The organism is Micromonospora sp. NBC_01655 (assembly GCF_026339755.1).
In the GTDB taxonomy this organism is placed as follows: domain Bacteria; phylum Actinomycetota; class Actinomycetes; order Mycobacteriales; family Micromonosporaceae; genus Micromonospora.
This window is the reverse complement of the sequence record NZ_JAPEQF010000001.1, coordinates 595236-614066: the sequence shown is the minus strand read 5'-3', so window position 1 is coordinate 614066 and position 18831 is coordinate 595236. Positions and strand designations below refer to the sequence as shown.

The window sequence follows — 18831 nt, the reverse complement described above, 5'->3', positions numbered from 1 at the left end:
GGGGTGTCGATGTACGGGTCAGCACGGCACACTCGGGACATGCCGGAGCGCACCGACCTCGCCGCTCTCATCGCCGGCCATGGCAGGGTGATCGAGATGATCAACTCTGGCGAGGCCGGGCTGCCGGTCCTGAACCGGCTGCTCCAGGTGGTGCAGCCGACCGTCGGGGCGGTCAGCACGGCGTTCGTGGAGTTCGCGCCCGCGGGCGGCCGGGTGATCGCCGCGACCGGGGGCGCCGAGTGGGCCGTCGGCCGCCCGGTGTCGCCCACCGACCCCGCCACCGTCTGCCTGCTCTCCGGTGCCCGCGTCCGCGACATCCGAGTGGACCGGATCCCCGGCCCGATCGGCGAGGAGCTGACCGACCGGGGGCTGCGTCGGATGGTGGTCGCGCGGGCCGAGATCGGCGGGCTCACCGTCGGCAGCCTGCACGCCTTCTACCTCGACCACGACGACTCGACGGCCGACCGGCAGCACGAGGTGATGGCGTACATCGCCGCCTGCATCGCGCACATGTACGGCGACCAGAGCGGCCTGCCAGTGCACGGCGACGGTCCGGTGGTGGCGGCGCTGGCCGACGGGCTGGCCGTGGTCGACCGGGGCGGCCACGTCCGGCTGTGGAACCCGGCCGCCGCCGAGGTGACCGGCCTCTCGGTCGCCGAGGCGCTGAACCGTCCGCTGCCGTTCCCGCTCCCCCCGTCCGGTCAGGTCCTCGATCACCGGCTGCCGGACGGCCGCTGGCTGAAGATCACCTCGGGTGAGCTGCCCGGCCCCGGCGCGCTGCGGGTGGTCACCTTCCGGGACATCACCGACCAGCAGCTACGCGACCAGGACCGGGACCTCTTCGTCGCGGTCACCAGCCACGAGCTGCGCACGCCGGTAACCGTCATCAAGGGGTACGCGGACACCCTCACCGACCACTGGGACTCGCTGACCGATGTCGACCGGCGGCAGGCCGCCCAGGTCATCGGGCAGCGGGCCAACGAGCTGGCCCGGCTGGTCGACCGGCTGCTCGCCTCCGCCACCGAGGGACGCCCCGGTGAGCCGCCGGCCCAGTTCGACCTCGGCGACGCGCTCCGGTCGGCGGTGGCGGACCTGCCCGCCGACCTGCGCCGCCGGATCGTGCTGAACGTGCCGGCCGGCCTGCCGAAGGCGGTCGGCGACCGGCAGAGCCTGACCACGGTGCTGACCGAGCTGGGCACCAACGCCGACAAGTACTCCCCGCCCGACTCCCCGATCGAGATCGCCGCCACCGGCAACGACCAGACCGTGTCGTTCCGGGTCAGCGACCGGGGCATCGGCATCCGGCCGGAGCACGTGGAGCGGGCCTTCGACCGGTTCTGGCAGGGCGAGTCCGGCGACCGCCGGGGCTACCCGGGTGCCGGGCTCGGCCTGTACCTGGTCCGCCGGATCGTCGAGCAGCAGAATGGATGGGTATCCCTCCGGCCGAGGGCAGGTGGCGGTACGGTCGCGGAGGTGCGGCTGCCGCGCGCGTGAGCGCGGCCGGGCCGCCACCCGGAAGGCGTGAAGGAGCGCGGTGACTTCAGGGCCGGTCGAGCGGTCGTGGTGCGTGGTGGTGCCGCACCACCCCACCGGCGCGCGCCTGGCCCGGCACCGGCTCGCCGACGAGCTGACCGGTCTCGTCCCCACGGTGCTCCTGGCCGACCTGGTAGCCGTCCTGGCCGAGCTGGTCGGCAACGCGATCCGGCACGCCGACCCGCTCCCCGGCAGGGTGGTGCGGGTGGCCTGGCGGCTGAGCCCGGTCCCCGGCGACGGGCACCTCGTCCAGCTCCGGGTCACCGACGGCGGGGCGGGCACCGGGCCCCGGATGCGGGCCGCCAGCCCGGACGCCGTCGACGGCCGGGGCCTGCACATCGTCTCCGGCCTGGCCACCCGGTGGGGCGTCGACCGGGACGGCCTCGGGCAGAGCGTCTGGGCCGAGTTCGACCCCGCCGGCACCCCCCGCCCGGACCTCGTCGCCGCCGGCTGACCCGGTCCCGCCCCGAGCGGGTCGGGGCGTTCCGCGAGGTGGGCCGGGTCCGCCGCCTCCGGCGGGGCCTCTAGGCTGGTTCGCCGTGAGCAAGCGTCGAAAGAGCCAGCGGCCCGCCGAAGCCACCCCCAAGCGGGAGAAGGTGCGGGACATCTTCGTCCCCCGACCGTTCGAGGGGCTGACCGACGAGCCGGAGTGGATCGCGCTGCGCGAGCTGGTCCCGGCCGCGTCCGCGCCGCTGCGGCTCGCCCCCGAGCTGGTCGAGGAGCACGGCGACCGGCCGGTCACCCTGGCCACCGTGCTGCCCATGGCGGCCCCGGCGATCGCTAAGTCCGACGGCCGGGTCCTCGTCGGTCTCCAGCGTCACCAGCAGTCCGGTGACGTCTCCCGGGACCTGGCCGAGGCGCTGCTCTGCGCGCTGCGCGCCGAGCCCGGCAAGCCGGTCGCGGTGCCGCCGCTGCCGGGACCCGGACCCCGGCTCCAGGACATCCTGGTCGACGGGCCGCTGGACGTCACCATGCACGAGGGCTTCGAGTTCTGGCTCGACCCGGGGGCGGCCGACGACCCCACCGTCCAGGCCTCGCTGGAGCGGGCCAACGCCGCGATCTACCCGACCGTGCGGCTCGCCGCGGCCCGGGCCGCGTACTGGTGCCAGGTGCCGGAGAAGGCGCACGTGCGCTGGGTGCTCCCCGACGACGAGGACGCCGCCCTGGACGCGCTGGCCCGGCTGAGCGCGGCGGGCACGCTGCCCCTCGGCGGGAACACGAAGTTCGCCGGCATGTTCCGCGCGCACGGCCGCCTCGTGCCCGTCTGGGACCTGCCCGAGGACGTCCCGGTCGCCGAGTGGGAGGAGCCGGTGACCGAGTTCGCCAAGCGCTACGCCGAGGCGCTGGAGACCGGGGAGCCGCTGGACGCGGCGGGCCGCCGGGCCCGGCACGGCCTGCTCGGCCGTCAGCTCACCCTCCGCTGAGCCGCCCGTCCCGGGCCGGCGGGCCCCTGCCGACGCCTGGCGTCGGCAGGGGCTTCCTCCCCCCTACCGGTTCAGGGGCTCGCGGACCAGGGGGCAGGACATGCACCTCGGGCCGCCCCGGCCGGAGCCCAGCTCGGAGCCGGCGATCGGGATGACCTCGATGCCGGCCCGTTCGAGCTGGGCGTTGGTGCCGGTGTTGCGTTCGTAGCCGACGCACAGCCGGGGGGCCAGGGCGAGGGTGTTGTTGCCGTCGTCCCACTGTTCCCGCTCGGCGGTGACCGGGTCGAGGCCGGTGTCGATGACCCGGAGCTGGTCGAGGTCCATCGCGTCGGCGGCGGCGCGCAGGAACGGCGCGGGCCCGTCCACCCGCAGCTCGCCGTCCGGCCCGGCCACCACCGTGTACGCGGCCAGGGTGCTCGCCACGTTCGCGTACATCAGCACGGCGTCGGCGTCGACCATCGTGCAGATCGTGTCCAGGTGCATGGTGGCCCGTTCCTGGGCGATCGGGACGACCAGGATGGTGTGCGCCAGCCCGGCGGCGAAGACCTGCCGGCCGAGCCGCTCCGCCCCGGCGGGCGTGGTCCGCTCGCCCACCCCGACCGCCAGCACCCCGGGGGCCAGCAGCAGCACGTCGCCGCCCTCCAGGTGCTCCAGCCCGGGGTGGTAGACGAACTCCGTGCCGACGAAGCGCGGGTGGTGCCGGTAGATCGCGTCGGTGATGGTGGTCTCCCGGCGCCGGGCCGGCATGGCCAGGCTGGTCACGCCGACCCGGTCCCCGATCCACAGTGAGGAGTCCCGGGTGAACAGCAGGTTGGGCAGCGGGTCGATGACGAAGTCGTGCCGGTCCATCAGGGCGTAGACCAGCCCGCCCGGCCGCTCCTGGCTGATCCGCAGCTCCTCGTGGGCGAGCCCGGCGATGAGCACGTCGGCGAGGGCGGCCGGGTCGAGGTATGCGAGGTGGTCGGCGACCCGGCGGCGCAGGGTGTCGCCGAGCCGGGGCGAGCTGAGCACCTGCTCGGTCAGCTCGGCGCGGGCCTCGCCGACGGCCAGCGTCTCGGCCAGTAGGCTGGCGAGGTGGAGCACCTCCACCCCGCGCTCGCGCAGCGCGGCGGCGAACCCGTCGTGCTCCTCCTGCGCCCTTCCCACCCATGGGATAGCGTCGAAGAGGAGCGAGTCGTTGTTGCGCGGGGTGAGTCGGGCCAGTTCCGGGCCGGGTCGGTGCAGCAGCACCGTGCCGAGGCGGCCGACTTCGCTGTCCACGTAGTGGGTCACTCGGCCTAGGGTAGGGCAGGGTTTGGCGGCATCCGGTAAAACGTCTGTGGATGAATATGGCATTCATCCACACTCACTCCGGCGCTCCGACTTGCCGGGTACCCGGTACGACGACGTAGGGTAGTGAGGACATAACTTCGAGGGACCTTTTGCCGGAGGTCGCGATGACTGTCTTTCCCGCACGTCGAGCCGCACCCACCTCGCGGGCACTGCCGCCCGTCTCGGTGCCGCACCCCCGCGCCGAGGCGTCGGGGGCGCTCGAGCCGGTCCGTCCGAGCCCCCTGGAGTGGGCTCGCCGCCGGCGCGCCGAGCGCGGCGCCCGCCGGTTGGAGGCGGCCGGGGCACGCGCCCTCGGCCGGCTCGACCACCTCGGGCCGGCCTGGCACGTCATCGAGTGGCCCCGCACGGACACATCGGACCTCCTCCTCGACCAGGGGCAGGACGACCGGGCCGGCTTCCTCGCGATCGGCCCGAGCGGCCTGTTCGCGGTGACCATCGCCGACCACGGCCGGGCCCGGGTGCTGGTGGCGGGGGATGTCGTCCAGATCAACGGCAAGCGTCCGCCCTACGTGGCCGAGACCCGTCGGGACGCCAAGCGGGCGAGCAAGGCGCTCTCCGAGGCGGTGGGGCTGCCGATCCCGGTGACGCCGGTGCTGACCTTCGTCGGTTCCGGCGTCATCAGCGTGTACGGCCTGCCGAAGGACTGCCTGATGGCCACCCACCGCGAGCTGGACCGCCTGCTCGTGGCCGGGGGCAACCGGATCAGCCCCGCCACCGCCGACAAGCTGGCCCGGGTCGCGCAGCACCCCGGCACCTGGATGAACGGCACGTACCGTCCCGCCGCCGACTACCGGTGGTATGACGACGGCCGAACGGCGGCTGACAAGCCGGCCAACCGCCGGTAACGTCTCCGGCGACGCCACGCGGTCCGGTCACCACCCGGAGCACCGGCCGCGCCGTCGTCGGCCGCCCGAGTCGGAACAACTGATCACCAGCGGCCCGGTGGCTAAAGCGCGGTCGGCGGTCCCGCGACGACCGGTTAGCGTGGACAGACCGTCGGTGTACATAGGAGGCGCGGTGGCCCACGTCGAACTCTCGCTCTCGGAAGCGTTTGTGCCCGTCGCCGGGACGCCGCTGGAGCAGGAGTCCGACAATTTCGGCCAGTGGTCCGCCACCGTGTCCCACGCCTCCGAGCCCTGCCTGCTGATCGATGCCGACACCCGCGTCGTCGCGGTCTCCACGGCCGGCTGCGAGTTGCTCTGCCTGGGCCGCCCCGAGGATGTGATCGGCCTCCCGCTGCTCGACGGGTGCCTGCGCCTGCTCGACTTCACCGCCAACCGGGGCGAGCTGACCGAGCAGGAGACCGACAAGATCCCACCGCTGCTCGCCGTGCACTCCGGGCGCCTCGCCCGGGGGCTGCTCCGGGTCCAGGCCTCGGCGGCGGGCCGGTCGGACGCCACGGTGGACGCCATCTCCACGCCGGTGCTGACCCACGGCAAGGTGGCCGGCTCTCTCACGTTCTTCTCCGAGATCTGATCCGCCCATCTCCGGCCTGAACTGCGCGAATGTGGCGCTCGCCGCACCCTTTGGCGCTGGGTCGGGCCCGCCTCCAGGCCGTAGGGTGCCCTCATGCTCGATGTCGTTCTGCTGCCGGGGGAGTACGCAGTGTGCCGGCTGGCCGCCGGTTCCGCCCTGCGGCCCGCCCTCTGGAGCGACCTGGGCGACGGCGAGGTGGTCAGCGTGAGCTGGTCCGCCGACGGGGTCTCGGTCATCTGCCCCGCGTCCCGCGCCCCGGCCGAGGTCGAGACCGACTGGCGGTGTCTGCGGATCGTCGGTCCCCTCGGCCAGCCGGTGACCGGCACCCTGACCGCGCTGGTCGCCCCGCTGGCCGAGGCGCGGGTCAACGTGGTGGCGTTCTCCACCTATGACACGGACCACGTGCTGGTCCCGGCCGTTCGGCTGGACGAGGCGACCGCCACGTTGCGCCGGGCCGGCCACCGCATCCTCGACTGAGGATCCGTTTGCCGGCCTTCACCGGGGCGTCGGTGGCTCCTACGATGGGCTCGGCCACCCGGCCGTCACGACGTCCTCCGATGCAAGGATCGGCTCGTGCCGCCCACCGCACCGCACCGCGCCGCAGCCCGCCGGCCGCCCCGCCCGGCCGTGCTGCTCGCCGTCGCGTCCCTCGCCCTCGCGTCCGCCGGCTGCGGCACGCCGCCGGAGCTGCGCCGACCGGTCCCGGTGCCGACCACCTCCGCCGGCCCGACCGCGACCGCCACCCCGACCGTCCCACCGGCCCCGGTCTCCCCGCCGCCGGCTGTCCCGTCGCCCACCGCCGGCTCCGACCTGGTCGCCACCACCTGCCGCGAGGGCCCGTCCGGGGACCGGGTGATCACGCTGCTGCGGGGCTCGGCCGACGTGCTGCCCCGGTCGGTCGGGGTGCGGGTGCGCACCGGCCCGCTCTGCGCCGGGGAGTGGCAGTACACCGTGCTCCGGGTGACCGGGCACGAGGAGCTCCAGGTGGTCACCCGGAACCGGTCGGGCGCGCTGGAGCTGGTCACCGCCGGCACCGACGTCTGCACCATCGAGGTACGGGTGGCCGGGCCGACCGGCATCCGGACACTCGCCTGCGACGCCGTCCCGGGGGGCGTACCGGGTGCGTAGGCTGGGCGACATGCCCGGAACACCGCCCACCCGCTTCGTCTACCTCGGCCCCGAGGGCACCTTCGCCGAGCAGGCGCTGCGCACCGTGCCCGCCGCCGAACGCGGCACCCGCACGCCCGCCCGCAGCGTCGGTGAGGCGCTGGAGAGCGTCCGGGCGGGGGACGCCGACGCGGCCCTGGTGCCGCTGGAGAACTCGATCGGCGGCGCGGTCGGGGTGACCCTGGACGAGCTGGCCGAGGGCGAGCCCCTGGTGATCACGCGGGAGGTGATCCTGCCGGTCGAGTTCGTGCTCGGCGCCCGCCAGGGGACGTCCCTGGCCTCGGTGCGGTCGGTGGCCGCCCACCCACAGGCGTCCACCCAGTGCCGGGGGTGGCTGCGCACGTACCTGCCGGACGCCGTCGTGGTCGACGTGCTCTCCAACGGGGCCGCCGCGGCCGGCGCTGCGGGTGGCGAGTACGACGCGGCGATCTGCGCCCCGATCGGGGCCGTCCGGCACCGGCTCGCCGTGCTGGCCGACAAGATCGCCGACCACGCCGACGCGGTGACCCGGTTCGCCCTGCTGTCCCGCCCCGGCCCGCCGCCGCCCCCCACCGGGGACGACGTGACGTCGTTGGCCGTCTACATCGCCCACGACCGGGTGGGCGCCCTGCTGTCGGTGCTGATGGAACTGGCGGTGCGCGGGGTCAACCTGACCCGGATCGAGTCCCGCCCGACCGGCGAGGCGCTGGGCCGGTACGTCTTCTTCCTCGACTGCACCGGTCACGTGGCCGACGTCCGGCTCGGGGAGGCGTTGCGGGGGCTGCGCCGGGTCTGCGCGGACGTCCGCTTCCTCGGGTCGTACCCCCGGCACCGCTGGGTCGACGGGGCGGGCGAGCGGCCGGTCCCCGCGCCGGCCGGCCTCTCGGACGCCGACTACGCCGACGCGGCGGCCTGGCTGGCCCGGCTGCGCGCCGGCGAACTGAGCTGAGACCGGGGCAGCCGGTTGCCCGGACACCCCGCCCCGGACCTCCCGCCCCCGGTCAGCTCAGCAGGCCGCCGAGCAGGCCGCCCTGCTGCTCCTGGGCGCCGCTGCCGGCGACCGGCGGCTCCTCGGAGGGCTGCACCACCACGAAGCCCTGCCCGGCGAAGCTCATCGTGAACGCCTCGCCGGTGGTGCGACCCAGCAGCGAGCCCAGGCCGAACTGCTCGGCCCGGTGGTAGCCGGTCTGGAGGTTGGCCGACCAGCAGACGGCGGCCTGCGGGTCGACGTACGTCGGGGCGTCGACGTTGAGCACCACCGGGGTGCCCTTCGTGGTGATCGCGATCCGGCCGTGGCCGGTGAAGACACAGTTGAACAGGCCGGACGAGGAGGCCATCCCGGCACCGCCCACCATCCGGATGTCGTACTGGAGGGTGGAGTCGAAGGCCAGCACGCTGGAGCCGTTGATGGACAGGGAGTCGCCCGGCTCCAGGTCGATGATGTGCACGTCCTTGGCCAGCTCGGCGAGGAAGACGTCACCCCGGCCGCTGAGCTTCATCAGCGGGACGCCCTCGCCGGTGAGCTTCTGCTTGAGGAACTTGCCCAGGCCGCCGGAGCCGAGCGCCTGGAACTGCACCTGCCCCTGGTAGGCGACCATCGACCCGACCCGGGCCATCGCCTCGCCGTTGAGCTCGATCTTCAACATCTTGGAGTTCTGCAGCCGCATGCCGGGCTGGGCGGACTCCTTCTCCAGGTTCTCTGCAGAGAACAGCGCGCTGCGCATGGAAGTGCCTCCTGATTCGGGGTGCCTGCCCGGAGGGTAGGTGGCCGGCGCAACGGGCGGCGGCCGGGCGGGACCGCCAGGCGATGGGCCAGCCGGGTGACGTTCGACCCGGTGCAGGCGCGTCTCAGCCCCAGCCGAGGTCGTGCAGCCGGTCGTCGTCGATGCCGAAGTGGTGGGCGATCTCGTGCACCACGGTCACCGCCACCTCGTCGACGACGTCCTCCTCGCTGTCGCAGATCCGCAGGATGGGCCGGCGGTAGATGAGGATCCGGTCCGGCAGGACGCCGGAGTAGTCCCAGCCCCGGTCGGTGAGCGCGTGCCCCTCGTAGAGGCCGAGCAGGTCACCGTCGCCCGGGGGCGAGTCGTCCTCGACCAGGATCACCACGTTGCTCATCAGCCCGAGCAGTTCCTCGGGCACCTCGTCGAGGGCGTCGCCAACCAGCTCCTCGAAGCGCTCCCGACTCATCTCCACCGCCACGCCCCCATTCTTCCCGAGCCGCCCCGCCCGCCGAACCCAAGATCCGGCCCGGGCGCGGAGGCCCCATCGGGTCGGACCTTCGCGTCCGGGCGGGCGCGGTGCGCCGGGGTCAGGAGGCGAGGCGGGCGGTGAGGCTGATCTGGGCCCCCGGGGAGAGCAGTCGCGAGATGGGGCAGTTCTCCTTGGCGGTCTCGGCCAGCTTGGTGAACTGGGCCTCGTCGAGGCCCGGCGCCTGGCCGACCGTCTCCAGGTCGATCCGGGTGACGGTCATCCCCGCGTCGGTCTTGTCGAAGTGCACCTTGGCGGTGGTCTCCACCGAGGTGCCGGTGACGCCGGCGTCGGCGAGCTGCTTGGAGAGGGCCATCGAGAAGCAGGAGGCGTGGGCGGCGCCGATCAGCTCCTCGGGGTTGGTCCCCTCGCCCTCCTCGAAGCGCGACTTGAAGGAGTAGTTCCCCTGGAGACCGCCCTTGCCGGTGCGGACCGTGCCGGAACCCTCGGTGAGATCGCCCTGCCAACGTGCGGATGCGGTACGGATAGGCATGCACCGACGCTAACCGAAAGCCGGGCGGCGGGCGAGCGACTGCGTCCGATCGGACCCGGTCCCGGGCGACCCCGCGCCCTGGCGGGCCTCGGCGTGGCACCGACCGCCGGTCGTCCCGCCACGGGACCGGGCGGATCCGGTTCCCGGGCGCGCGGTGTCGGCTGTGTCATGATTCGGCTCTGGCCCGCGAACGGCGGAGAGGTGGCCGATGTCCCAGGATCTCCCCATCCCCCGGCAGGACACCCGGTCCGACGGCGTCGCCGTCGTGGAGTGGGGTGGGCCCGAACCCACGCCTCCCGGGCGGGCCGGCCGGTCGCTGGCGGGGCTGGGGCGGGACCGGCGGCTGCCGCTGCTGCCGGCCGGCCTCGGCGTGGCGGCGGCCTTCGCCTCCCTGGTCGGTGAGTGGCTGGTGATGACCGTGCCCAACGGCGGCCCCGAGGGCAACGCCACGCTGCGGGTGCCGGGCGGGGTGTCCGACGTCGGCGGGTTCGGGGTGGGTTACCTGGTGGGACTCTTCGCGCTGGCCGCGGCGGTGGCCCTGGCCCTGCGGGGCACACCCGCCGTACGGCACAACGCGCGGGTGGCCGGCCTCGCCCTGGCGGCGGCCCTGCTCGGCGTCCTGGTCGCCACGGCGTTCTCGCTCGACGACTCCGGTCAGCGCACCTTCTTCTACTCCCCCGAGGACGGCTTCCGGATCGAGTACGGCCGGGGCCTGGTGATGGCCTTCGTGGCCTGCGCGCTGCTGGCGGCGGCGCTGCACCTCGCCGGCCGGGTGCCGGTCCCGGGCCCGACCGGCCGGGAGAGCGCCCCGGTCGACGGGGCCGGGCCGGCGGACCCGGGGGCCGAGCCGGAGCCGGGCCACTGGGGCTGGCGGGGCGGCCCGCCCCGGTCGGGCCGCGACGCCGACCTGCCGGCCGCGCCGGCGGACCTCACCGTCCAACCCACGGTGCCGTTCGCCCGCCCCGAACCACCCGCCTGACGGCCGTCCCAGCGCCCCCGCCAGCCCCGCCCGGCACGGCTGCACCACGCCGCTCACGGCCGGCTGGTCGGACACCGGGTGGCCGCCCGTCGTTGCCGGCCGGTTCGTCGGGAAGCAATGGCTGCGACCTGCTCGGCGAGGTACGGTTGCTGCCCGCCGTCACTCCCGGTCGAGGCACCGACGACCCAACGAACGGGCCGGCGCGACGGCGGCGGGCGAAGGAGGAACGATGACCCGCCCGGGACTGCCCAAGCTGGTCGCCACCGACCTCGACGGAACCCTGGTCCGCAGCGACGAGACGGTCTCCGCGTACACGCACGAGGTGCTCGACCGGGTGCGGGCCGCCGGCATCCCCGTGGTCGGCGCGACCGGCCGCGGGCCACGACTGACCGAGCTGACCCGCAACGACATCCGCGCCGCCGACTTCCTGGTGATGGCCGGCGGGGGCCGGGTGGTCGACCAGAGCGACCCGGCCGGCCCGCTGGTGCTGCGCGACGAGCGGCTTCCCGGCGAGGTGCTGGCCCGACTGGTCGCCGACCTGGAGACCGCGGTCGGCCCGCTCACGGTGATGGTCGAGGCGTCCGACGAGCACGACGCCCCGCTCTGGGGCGACTACCACCCGAGCTGGCCGTACCCGGACCGGTTCGAGGCCCGGACCCGGGACGAGTGCCTCTCCGGCGACGTGATCAAGGCGTTCGCCCGGACCGCCGACCACCACGTGGACACGCTGCTGGAGGCCGCCCGCCGGATCGTCCCGGCGGAGGTCGCCTCGCTGACCCAGGCCGGGCTCGGCTTCATCGAGATCTGCCCGCCCGGGGTGGACAAGGCGTCCGGGCTGACCGTGGTGGCGCAGCGGCTCGGGGTGGACCCGGCCGAGGTGCTGGTCTTCGGCGACATGCCCAACGACCTGCCGATGTTCGCGTGGGCCGGGTGGGCCCGGGTGGCCGTCTCCAACGCCCACCCGACGGTCCGCACCGCGGCCGACGAGGTGACCCTGCGCAACGACGACGACGGAGTCGCGGTCTACCTGGACCGACTACTCTCCCGGTGATGGGAGAGACACCTCGGCTGGTCGCCACCGACATCGACGGCACGCTGCTCGGCGACGACCGCGCGATCAGCCCGCGTACCCGGGACGTGCTGGCCCGGATGTCCGCGCGGGGCACGCCGGTCGTGCTGGTCACCGGCCGTCCGATCCGCTGGCTCTCCCTGGTGTACGAGCAGCTCGCCGAGCCGCTGCCGGCGATCTGCGCCAACGGCGCCGTGGTGTACGACCCGGTGACCGACGAGGTGCTCCGGGCCGACCCGCTCGCCCCGGACTTGCTCGCCGAGGTGGCCCGCCGGCTGCGCGCCGAGGTGCCCGGGGTGAGCTTCGCCGTGGAGATCGTCGACAGCCGCGAGATGCGGCACGAGGCGGGTTACCCGCTGCGCTGGGACGCCGACGCCGAGGCGATCCGGGCGGTCACCTCGCCCGAGGAGCTGCACTCGGTGCCGGCGGTGAAGCTGCTGGCCCGGGCCGGTGAGCAGGACCCGGACGTGTTCGTCCAGGTGGTCGCCGGGGCGCTGCGCGGGCTGGCCGAGGCGACCCACTCGTCGTACACCGGGCTGGTGGAGGTCTCGGCGGCCGGGGTGACCAAGGCCGCCGGCCTGGCCTGGTACTGCGCCCGCTCGGGCATCGACCAGCGGGACGTGCTGGCCTTCGGCGACATGCCCAACGACGTGCCGATGCTGACCTGGGCGGGCCGGGGGGTGGCGGTCGCCAACGCGCACCCCGCCGTCCTGGAGATCGCCGACGAGGTCACCTCGGCGAACTCGGAGGACGGCGTGGCCGCGTACCTGGAGAAGGTGTTCGGGGTGGGGTGAGCCGCGCCGGGCCGCGGACGGCCCGGCGCGCGGCGGTCAGAGGTACTGGCCGGTGCTGTGCCCCTCGCCGCCCTGCGGCTGGCCCATGCCCGGCATGCCCGGCACCAGCCCGGCCGGGCCGCTGGGCAGCGCCTGCCGGCCGGAGCGCATCTGCTCCAACTGCACCCGGGCGGCCATCTGCTGGGCCACCAGGGCCGCCTGGATGCCGTGGAAGAGCCCTTCCAGCCAGCCGACGAGCTGGGCATGGGCGATCCGCAGCTCGCCCTCGCTGGGCGCCTTGTCCTCGGCGAAGGGCAGCGAGATCCGCTCCAGCTCCTCGCGCAGCTCGGGGGCCAGGCCCTCCTTCAACTCGACGATCGAGCGCTCGTGGATCTCCCGCATCCGGTGCCGGCTCGCGTCGTCGAGGGGGGCGGCCTTGACCTCCTCCAACAGCTGCTTGATCATGCTGCCGATCCGCATCACCTTGGCCGGCTGCTCCACCAGTCGCGTCGGGTCCTCCCCGGCGGCCTCGTCGGTCTGCACGGTGCCGACCGGCCGGCCGTCCGGGCCGACCACCACCACCGTGCCGGCGCCCCCGGCGCCCTCGTGATCCGGCTCGTCGTTCTGTTCAGTGGAGTGCGCTTCGGTCATGCGTCCCATCTTCACCCAGCCGACGGGGGGCACGCTCGCCGGGACCGATCCCGGCCGGCGGTTTCCGCGCTACCGTCGCCGGCATGCCCGCCGACCCCCGTGCCGTGCTCGACCGCCCCGCCCCCGCCCCGGACGCCACCGTCGCCTACGGCGGACATCCGGACCAGGTCGCCGACCTGCGCCGCCCGGCGGGGAACGGCCCGCCCCGGCCGCTGGTCGTCGTGGTGCACGGCGGCTTCTGGCGGGCGGAGTACGACCGGGCCCACACCGGTCCGCTGGCGGCGGCCCTGGCCGGGCTCGGTCACCCCGTGGCCCAGCTGGAGTACCGGCGGACCGGGCAGCCGGGGGGCGGCTGGCCGGGCACCCTGACCGACGTGCTGGCCGGGGTGGCGGCGCTGCCGGGGCTGGCCGGGCCGGTGCTGGGCGAGCGGCTGAGCCCCGGTCCGCCGCTGCTGGTCGGCCACTCGGCCGGCGGCCACCTCGCGCTGCACGCCGCCGCGTCCGCCCCGCACACGGTGGCCGGGGTGCTGGCGCTGGCGCCGGTGGCCGACCTCGCCGAGGCGTACCGGCTGGACCTGGACTCGGGCGCGGTGGCGGCGCTGCTCGGCGGCGGCCCGGCGGAGCGCCCCGAGCGGTACGCGGACGCCGACCCGGCGGTTCGGGTACCACCACCGACACCGACCGTAGTCGTGCACGGCGCGCTGGATCAGCAGGTGCCGGTGGCGATGAGCCGGTCCTACGTCGCCGCCGCGCGGGCGGCGGGAGGCCGGGTCCGACTGATCGAGCTTTCCGAATGCGAGCATTTCGGGCTCATCGATCCGGAGTCGCCCGCCTGGCCGGAAGTGGCCCGTGCGCTGCGTTCCTTGCAGGTTGATTACTGATCATTGACGCAGCGTCGCGGAGGGGGTAGAACGCCGAGGGGGCGGTATCGGCCCTGCTCAGCTCCCGGAAGGAACTCGGTGTCCCAGATGAACCGTAGGCGGGCGCTCCAACTGTTGGCCGCTCTCGGTACCACCGGCCTCACCGCCGCCTGCGCCACGGAGGACGAGGACTCCTCGGCCCCCACCGGCGCCCCCGTCAAGATCGGCCTCATCGCGCCACAGTCCGGCGGCCTCAAGGCCATCGGCGACGAGGTCGTCAACGGCTTCCAGCTCTACCTCACCCTGCACGACCAGCTACTCGGCGGCCATCCGGTGACCCTGCTGACCGCCGACGAGGGCGACAGCGCCAAGACCGGAAATGCGGCCGTTGACAACCTGCTCAAGCAGGGTGCGCTGGCGCTGACCGGGGTGGTCAACTCGACGGTCATGGCCGGCATCCGGGACACCGTGGAGAAGGCCCGGGTCCCGCTGATCGGTTCCAACGCCTCCCCGAAGAGCCTGCAGAGCGTCGTCTACATCTGGCGCACCTCGTACGTGCTGGACGAGCCGGGCCGGGCGCTCGGTCCGTACATGGCGCAGCGGCTGCCCGCCGGCAGCCGGGTCGCCCTGATCGCACCGGACAACCTGGGCTCCCGGGACGTGATCCAGGGCCTCCAGGCCCAGTTCAGCACGGCCGGGTCGGCGGACCCGCGGATCTCCGACCCGGTGATCTGGACCGACCCCACCAGCACCCCGGGGAGCACCACGTACGCCGCCGACATCCGCCGGGCGCTGGGCCGCGACCCGGACGCGGTCTTCTGCCACTTCGCCGGACCGTCTGCCGTGCAGTTCATCAAGCAGCTCCACCGGGAGGGGTACACCGGCCCGATCTACGCCCCCGGCTTCCTCACCGAGGGCACGGTGCTCAGCGAGGTGCAGGAGGTGGAGTCGCGCAACATCGTGACCGCGCTGAACTACTCCGCCGACCTCAACAACACCGCGAACCGCACCTTCGCCTCGGCGTACCGCAAGACGCACGGCGCGTCGCCCACCACCTACGCGATGGCCTCGTACGACGCGGCGCAGGTGCTGGACAAGGCGATCCGGCAGGCCGGGCCGAACCCGACCTCGCAGCAGGTCAACCTGGCGCTGGGCAAGATCGGCCAGATCGACAGCCCGCGTGGGGCGTGGCAGTTCAACCAGCCGCGTACCCCGCAGCAGAAGTGGTACCTGCGCAAGGTCCAACGGGACGGCCGGCTGCTGTCCAACGTGCTGATCAACGAGCTGGCCACGCTCGGCTGAGCGGGCCGCGCCGCCGCCGACAGGTGGCGAGCGGCGCGGCGCACGCGTGACGGGCCGGTCTCCCCCAGGTGAGACCGGCCCGGGTCGTCGGTAACGCCCGTGCGGTGCTGCGGCCGTCGGGCGCCGCCGCGGTCAGTGGCGCAGCTCGGCGACGCAGCACTTCACGCTGCCGCCACCCTTCTTCAGCTCGGACAGCTCGACCGGAACCGGCGTGTAGCCGGCGGCCTTGAGCCGGCCGGCGAGCCGGGTCGCGTCCCCGTTGAGCACGACGTTCGCGCCGTCGCTGACCAGGTTCAGCCCGAAGGCCAGGGTGTCGGCGTCGTCGGCGAGCACCGCGTCCGGGAAGAGCTGGGCGAGGACCTTCTGGCTGGCTGCCGAGAAGGCGCCCGGGTAGTAGGCGATGTTGCCGTCGTCGATCGAGGCCAGCGCCACGTCCAGGTGGTAGAAGCGCGGGTCGACCAGGTGCAGCGACACCACCGGACGGCCGAGTGCCTCCTGCGCCTCGGCGTGCGCGGGCAGCTCGGTGCGGAAGCCGTGGCCGGCGAGGATCAGCCCGCCGTACGCGTCCGGCAGGTACGCGAAGTCGCCCTCACCCTCGTTGGTCTCGCCGGGGGCGATGAACCGCCAGCCCTGGGACTCGTAGAAGGCCCGGTGCAGGGCGGCCTCGGCGGCCCGCTGCTCGTGCTTGAACCGGGCGCCGTACACCGTCCCGTCGACCACGAACGCGCCGTTGGCGGCGAACACCATGTCGGGCAGGCCGGGCTCGGGAGTGAGCAGGTGCACCTCGTGGCCGAGGGCGACCAGGGTCTCCCGCAGGCGGCCCCACTGCTTGACCGCCAGTTCCACGTCGACGGGGGTGGTGACGTCCATCCACGGGTTGATCGCGTACTCGACGGCGAAGCGCTCGGGCGAGCACAAGAGGTATGTCCGCTTTCGCGGGACTCGCTGCTGGTTCACGGTGACCAAGAGTAGGTACCGTACAACTTTGGTAACAGCCACAACCATTGCTTCCCGAAGGCGGAACGTTGCAGATAGACGCCGTGGACCAGCGAATCATTGCGTTACTGGTGGCAGACGCCCGCGCGTCGTACGCCGACATCGGCACCCGGGTGTCACTATCCGCCCCCGCCGTCAAGCGCCGGGTCGACCGGATGCGGGCCGCCGGGGTGATCAGGGGGTTCACGGCCGTCGTCGACCCGGCCGCCGTCGGCTGGACGACGGAGGCGTTCGTCGAGCTGTTCTGCGCCGGGCGGACCACCCCCGCCCAGATCGGCGTGGCCGTCCGCCGACACCCCGAGGTGGTCGGCGCGTACACCGTCTCCGGGGAGGCGGACGCGCTGGTGCACCTGCGCGCCGCGGACATCGGCCACCTGGAGGAGGCCCTGGAGCGGCTGCGCGCCGAGTCCTTCGTCACCTCGACCCGGAGCACCATCGTGCTGTCCCGCCTGGTCGAGTCCCCCGGCGTCGGGCCCTCCGCGTAGCGGCCCGGGGCCTTCAGGGTGGCTAACCCACGACGGGGCCGGGAACCGGAGCCGGACATGCGGCGTCGAAGCGGGCATGACTCGGGGACACCTCACCGCCGCGGCCGGCACGCTGGTCGCGCTGGCCCTGCTGGCCGGGAGCGCCGCCGCCCTCCCACACCGCGAACCGGAACCGTCGCCGGGCCCGCTCCGGCTGGTCTCCTTCGACACCTGCGCCGAGGCGCTGACCCGCCTGCGCGCCGCGGCCTCCGCCTCGGTCGGGCCGTGGGGCTTCCAGCCCGGCTGGCGCAGCGGCATGGCGCCGGGCGGGCTCGCCGAGCCGGCGATGGTGCCCAAGACGGCGGACGGCGCGCGGGCGGCCGGCGCGGCGGCGGAACACTCCGGCACCAACAACCACGAGCCGGGCGCCGACGAGCCGGACCTGGTGAAGACCGACGGCCGGCGGATCGTCACGGTCACCGGGGGCGTGCTGCGGGTGGTGGACCCGGCGACCCGGCGGGCCACCGGGCAACTCGACCTGACCGGCGGCGGCCGGTTCGGCTGGTCGCCGGACAGCCTGCTGCTGCACGGGGACCGGGCGCTGGTCCTCGCGCGGTCGGCGGCGGTCCGCCCGACCCCCGGCCTGCCGGGTGTCCGGCGCCCGGCCACCGCGCCTCCGGCCGACATGCCGGCCGGGCCCCGGCTGCTCCTGGTGGACCTGGCCGGGCGGCCCACGCTGACCGGGACGTACCGGGTCGACGGGAGCCTGCTCGACGCTCGGCTCACCGGCCCGACGGCCCGGGTGGTGGTCCGCTCGCAGCCCCGGCTGGACTTCCCCGTCCTCGGCGAGGACGCCACCGACGCGCAGCGGCTGGCGGCGAACCGGGCGGTCATCGCCCGCGCCGGCCTGGACGCCTGGCTACCGACGTACGACTGGACCGAGGGTGGCCGAAGCGGCGACGGCCAGGTCGGCTGCGACCGGCTGAGCGCGACGGCCGACAGCACCGGCACCGTCGTGCTCACCGTGCTGAGCTTCGACCTGGCCGCGGGCCGGCTCGGGGACGGGGACCCGGTGAGCGTGGCCGGCGACGCGGACACCGTCTACGGCACCGCCGGCAGCCTCTACCTCGCCGGACAGCGGCAGCGGCCGGGCCAACTCCGGCCGCGGGGCTGGCTCGGGTCCGGCGACCCGACCACCGTGATCCACCATTTCGACACCGGCGCCCCGGGCCGGCCCCGCTACCTGGCCAGCGGCGCGGTGCCGGGCACGCTGATCAACCAGTACGCCCTGTCGGAGTGGCAGGGCCACCTGCGGGTGGCCACCACCAGCGGCGACGAGCGCGGGGCGCGGCCGGCGACCGAGTCCGCCGTGTACGTGCTGACCCGCCGGGACGGCACCCTGACCCGCATCGGGGCGGTCAGCGGGCTCGGCCGGGGCGAGCGGATCCACTCGGTGCGCTACCTCGGCCCCACCGGGTACGTGGTGACCTTCCGACGCACCGACCCGCTCTACTCGCTCGACCTGACCGACCCGGCGGCCCCCCGGGTCACCGGCGAGCTGAAGATCACCGGGTACTCGGCGTACCTGCACCCGGCCGGCGAGGGGCGGCTGATCGGAGTGGGGCAGGAGGCCGACACCAACGGACGGGTGCAGGGCCTCCAGGTCTCCCTGTTCGACGTGGCCGACCCGGCCCGGCCCACCCGGCTGGCCCAGTACCACCTGCCGAGGGCCGGCGCGGCGGCGGAGTTCGACCCGCACGCCTTCCTCTACGACCCCCGGACCGGCCTGGTGGCGCTCCCCGTCCACGACGGCTCCGTACTGCTGCTGCGGGTCACCGACGGGACCGTCACGCGGGCCGGCGCGATCGCCCACCCGGGCCGCGCCCCGGTCGCCCGGTCGGTGCTGGTCGGCAGCACCCTCTGGACCGTCTCCCACGCCGGCCTGCGGGCCAGCGAACCGTCCGGCGGCACCACACTGGCCTGGCTGCCGGCGACCTGAGCCGCCTCCCCGCACCGACGGGTGGGGCCCGGCACCTGGGCCGCCCGGGTCCCACCCGCCCCTGACCTCATCCTCGGTTGCGGC

The 18831-nt window shown here is 74.5% G+C and carries 21 protein-coding genes; 15 read left to right on the top strand and 6 right to left on the bottom strand.

What is annotated here, in order from left to right:
- The first annotated feature begins 39 nt into the window (after positions 1 to 39).
- From OOK41_RS02995 to OOK41_RS02985, 3 genes are all read left to right on the top strand, one after another.
- Positions 40 to 1494, top strand: a complete 1455-nt coding sequence (locus tag OOK41_RS02995; protein WP_117668290.1) for a PAS domain-containing sensor histidine kinase — start codon at positions 40 to 42, stop codon at positions 1492 to 1494.
- Positions 1495 to 1534: 40 nt separating this feature from the next.
- Positions 1535 to 1987: an ATP-binding protein gene (locus tag OOK41_RS02990; protein WP_266262881.1), complete on the top strand. Its 453-nt coding sequence runs from the start codon at positions 1535 to 1537 to the stop codon at positions 1985 to 1987.
- An 85-nt stretch (positions 1988 to 2072) separates the two neighbouring features.
- Positions 2073 to 2957 carry a DUF5926 family protein gene (locus OOK41_RS02985; RefSeq protein ID WP_266262880.1) on the top strand — a complete coding sequence of 295 codons (885 nt, stop codon included), beginning with the start codon at positions 2073 to 2075 and terminating at the stop codon, positions 2955 to 2957.
- A gap of 63 nt (positions 2958 to 3020) precedes the next feature.
- Here the strand turns inward: OOK41_RS02985 and OOK41_RS02980 are convergent, their stop codons facing one another.
- Entirely contained in the window at positions 3021 to 4229 is a 1209-nt protein-coding gene (locus OOK41_RS02980) for an arginine deiminase (protein WP_117668203.1), read from the bottom strand.
- Between the two features lie 164 nt (positions 4230 to 4393).
- On the opposite strand from OOK41_RS02980, the gene OOK41_RS02975 reads away from it, so the two are divergent.
- The 5 genes from OOK41_RS02975 to pheA all read left to right on the top strand — a co-directional run bounded on the left by OOK41_RS02975 (position 4394) and on the right by pheA (position 7860).
- Positions 4394 to 5134, top strand: a complete 741-nt coding sequence (locus OOK41_RS02975; protein ID WP_117668202.1) for a hypothetical protein — start codon at positions 4394 to 4396, stop codon at positions 5132 to 5134.
- 172 nt (positions 5135 to 5306) lie between these two features.
- Positions 5307 to 5765 (top strand): PAS domain-containing protein, encoded by a 459-nt coding sequence (locus OOK41_RS02970; protein WP_117668201.1) that lies wholly within the window; start codon positions 5307 to 5309, stop codon positions 5763 to 5765.
- 93 nt (positions 5766 to 5858) lie between these two features.
- A complete protein-coding gene (locus OOK41_RS02965) occupies positions 5859 to 6242 on the top strand; it encodes an ACT domain-containing protein (protein ID WP_266262879.1) in 384 nt (127 codons plus the stop codon).
- A gap of 150 nt (positions 6243 to 6392) precedes the next feature.
- Positions 6393 to 6893: a hypothetical protein gene (locus OOK41_RS02960; protein ID WP_266267717.1), complete on the top strand. Its 501-nt coding sequence runs from the start codon at positions 6393 to 6395 to the stop codon at positions 6891 to 6893.
- A 10-nt stretch (positions 6894 to 6903) separates the two neighbouring features.
- Positions 6904 to 7860, top strand: a complete 957-nt coding sequence (gene pheA / locus OOK41_RS02955; RefSeq protein WP_117668199.1) for a prephenate dehydratase — start codon at positions 6904 to 6906, stop codon at positions 7858 to 7860.
- Between the two features lie 52 nt (positions 7861 to 7912).
- Here pheA and OOK41_RS02950 read toward each other — a convergent pair whose 3' ends face one another.
- From OOK41_RS02950 to OOK41_RS02940, 3 genes are all read right to left on the bottom strand, one after another.
- Positions 7913 to 8635, bottom strand: coding sequence for an AIM24 family protein (locus OOK41_RS02950; protein WP_117668198.1), 723 nt, complete (start codon positions 8633 to 8635; stop codon positions 7913 to 7915).
- 124 nt (positions 8636 to 8759) lie between these two features.
- Entirely contained in the window at positions 8760 to 9107 is a 348-nt protein-coding gene (locus OOK41_RS02945; protein ID WP_266267716.1) for a metallopeptidase family protein, read from the bottom strand.
- 115 nt (positions 9108 to 9222) lie between these two features.
- The gene (locus tag OOK41_RS02940) at positions 9223 to 9654 is read right to left on the bottom strand and encodes an OsmC family protein (protein WP_266262878.1); all 432 of its coding nucleotides are present in this window, start codon (positions 9652 to 9654) and stop codon (positions 9223 to 9225) included.
- A 208-nt stretch (positions 9655 to 9862) separates the two neighbouring features.
- Here OOK41_RS02940 and OOK41_RS02935 point away from each other — a divergent pair, with 208 nt between their 5' ends.
- The 3 genes from OOK41_RS02935 to OOK41_RS02925 all read left to right on the top strand — a co-directional run bounded on the left by OOK41_RS02935 (position 9863) and on the right by OOK41_RS02925 (position 12496).
- Positions 9863 to 10633, top strand: a complete 771-nt coding sequence (locus OOK41_RS02935) for a hypothetical protein (RefSeq protein WP_266262877.1) — start codon at positions 9863 to 9865, stop codon at positions 10631 to 10633.
- A gap of 229 nt (positions 10634 to 10862) precedes the next feature.
- Positions 10863 to 11684 (top strand): HAD family hydrolase, encoded by an 822-nt coding sequence (locus OOK41_RS02930; protein WP_117668195.1) that lies wholly within the window; start codon positions 10863 to 10865, stop codon positions 11682 to 11684.
- Positions 11684 to 12496 (top strand): HAD family hydrolase, encoded by an 813-nt coding sequence (locus OOK41_RS02925; RefSeq protein WP_266262876.1) that lies wholly within the window; start codon positions 11684 to 11686, stop codon positions 12494 to 12496. The genes OOK41_RS02930 and OOK41_RS02925 overlap by 1 nt, the downstream gene beginning before the upstream one ends.
- 36 nt (positions 12497 to 12532) lie before the next feature.
- On the opposite strand, the gene OOK41_RS02920 is transcribed toward OOK41_RS02925, so the two are convergent.
- Positions 12533 to 13135 carry a bacterial proteasome activator family protein gene (locus tag OOK41_RS02920; RefSeq protein WP_117668287.1) on the bottom strand — a complete coding sequence of 201 codons (603 nt, stop codon included), beginning with the start codon at positions 13133 to 13135 and terminating at the stop codon, positions 12533 to 12535.
- Positions 13136 to 13209: 74 nt separating this feature from the next.
- Here OOK41_RS02920 and OOK41_RS02915 point away from each other — a divergent pair, with 74 nt between their 5' ends.
- Entirely contained in the window at positions 13210 to 14007 is a 798-nt protein-coding gene (locus OOK41_RS02915) for a S9 family peptidase (protein WP_266262875.1), read from the top strand.
- 78 nt (positions 14008 to 14085) lie between these two features.
- The gene (locus OOK41_RS02910; protein ID WP_117668192.1) at positions 14086 to 15288 is read left to right on the top strand and encodes an ABC transporter substrate-binding protein; all 1203 of its coding nucleotides are present in this window, start codon (positions 14086 to 14088) and stop codon (positions 15286 to 15288) included.
- 132 nt (positions 15289 to 15420) lie between these two features.
- Here OOK41_RS02910 and ddaH read toward each other — a convergent pair whose 3' ends face one another.
- Positions 15421 to 16254: a dimethylargininase gene (gene ddaH / locus OOK41_RS02905; protein ID WP_207892705.1), complete on the bottom strand. Its 834-nt coding sequence runs from the start codon at positions 16252 to 16254 to the stop codon at positions 15421 to 15423.
- A 59-nt stretch (positions 16255 to 16313) separates the two neighbouring features.
- Here ddaH and OOK41_RS02900 point away from each other — a divergent pair, with 59 nt between their 5' ends.
- On the top strand, positions 16314 to 16769 hold the full coding sequence (locus OOK41_RS02900) for an Lrp/AsnC family transcriptional regulator (protein ID WP_117668190.1): 456 nt from the start codon (positions 16314 to 16316) through the stop codon (positions 16767 to 16769).
- Positions 16770 to 16845: 76 nt separating this feature from the next.
- The gene (locus OOK41_RS02895; RefSeq protein WP_266262874.1) at positions 16846 to 18747 is read left to right on the top strand and encodes a beta-propeller domain-containing protein; all 1902 of its coding nucleotides are present in this window, start codon (positions 16846 to 16848) and stop codon (positions 18745 to 18747) included.
- The last annotated feature ends 84 nt before the right edge of the window (positions 18748 to 18831 follow it).

Bases quoted from the DNA above. Each gene is read 5' to 3' on its own strand.
- OOK41_RS02975 (WP_117668202.1), top strand. From the start codon at position 4,394: ATGACTGTCTTTCCCGCACGTCGAGCCGCACCCACCTCGCGGGCACTG.
- OOK41_RS02965 (WP_266262879.1), top strand. From the start codon at position 5,859: ATGCTCGATGTCGTTCTGCTGCCGGGGGAGTACGCAGTGTGCCGGCTG.
- OOK41_RS02995 (WP_117668290.1), top strand. From the start codon at position 40: ATGCCGGAGCGCACCGACCTCGCCGCTCTCATCGCCGGCCATGGCAGG.
- OOK41_RS02940 (WP_266262878.1), bottom strand. From the start codon at position 9,654: ATGCCTATCCGTACCGCATCCGCACGTTGGCAGGGCGATCTCACCGAG.
- OOK41_RS02920 (WP_117668287.1), bottom strand. From the start codon at position 13,135: ATGGGACGCATGACCGAAGCGCACTCCACTGAACAGAACGACGAGCCG.
- OOK41_RS02935 (WP_266262877.1), top strand. From the start codon at position 9,863: ATGTCCCAGGATCTCCCCATCCCCCGGCAGGACACCCGGTCCGACGGC.
- pheA (WP_117668199.1), top strand. From the start codon at position 6,904: ATGCCCGGAACACCGCCCACCCGCTTCGTCTACCTCGGCCCCGAGGGC.
- OOK41_RS02925 (WP_266262876.1), top strand. From the start codon at position 11,684: ATGGGAGAGACACCTCGGCTGGTCGCCACCGACATCGACGGCACGCTG.
- OOK41_RS02915 (WP_266262875.1), top strand. From the start codon at position 13,210: ATGCCCGCCGACCCCCGTGCCGTGCTCGACCGCCCCGCCCCCGCCCCG.
- OOK41_RS02895 (WP_266262874.1), top strand. From the start codon at position 16,846: ATGACTCGGGGACACCTCACCGCCGCGGCCGGCACGCTGGTCGCGCTG.
- OOK41_RS02950 (WP_117668198.1), bottom strand. From the start codon at position 8,635: ATGCGCAGCGCGCTGTTCTCTGCAGAGAACCTGGAGAAGGAGTCCGCC.
- OOK41_RS02930 (WP_117668195.1), top strand. From the start codon at position 10,863: ATGACCCGCCCGGGACTGCCCAAGCTGGTCGCCACCGACCTCGACGGA.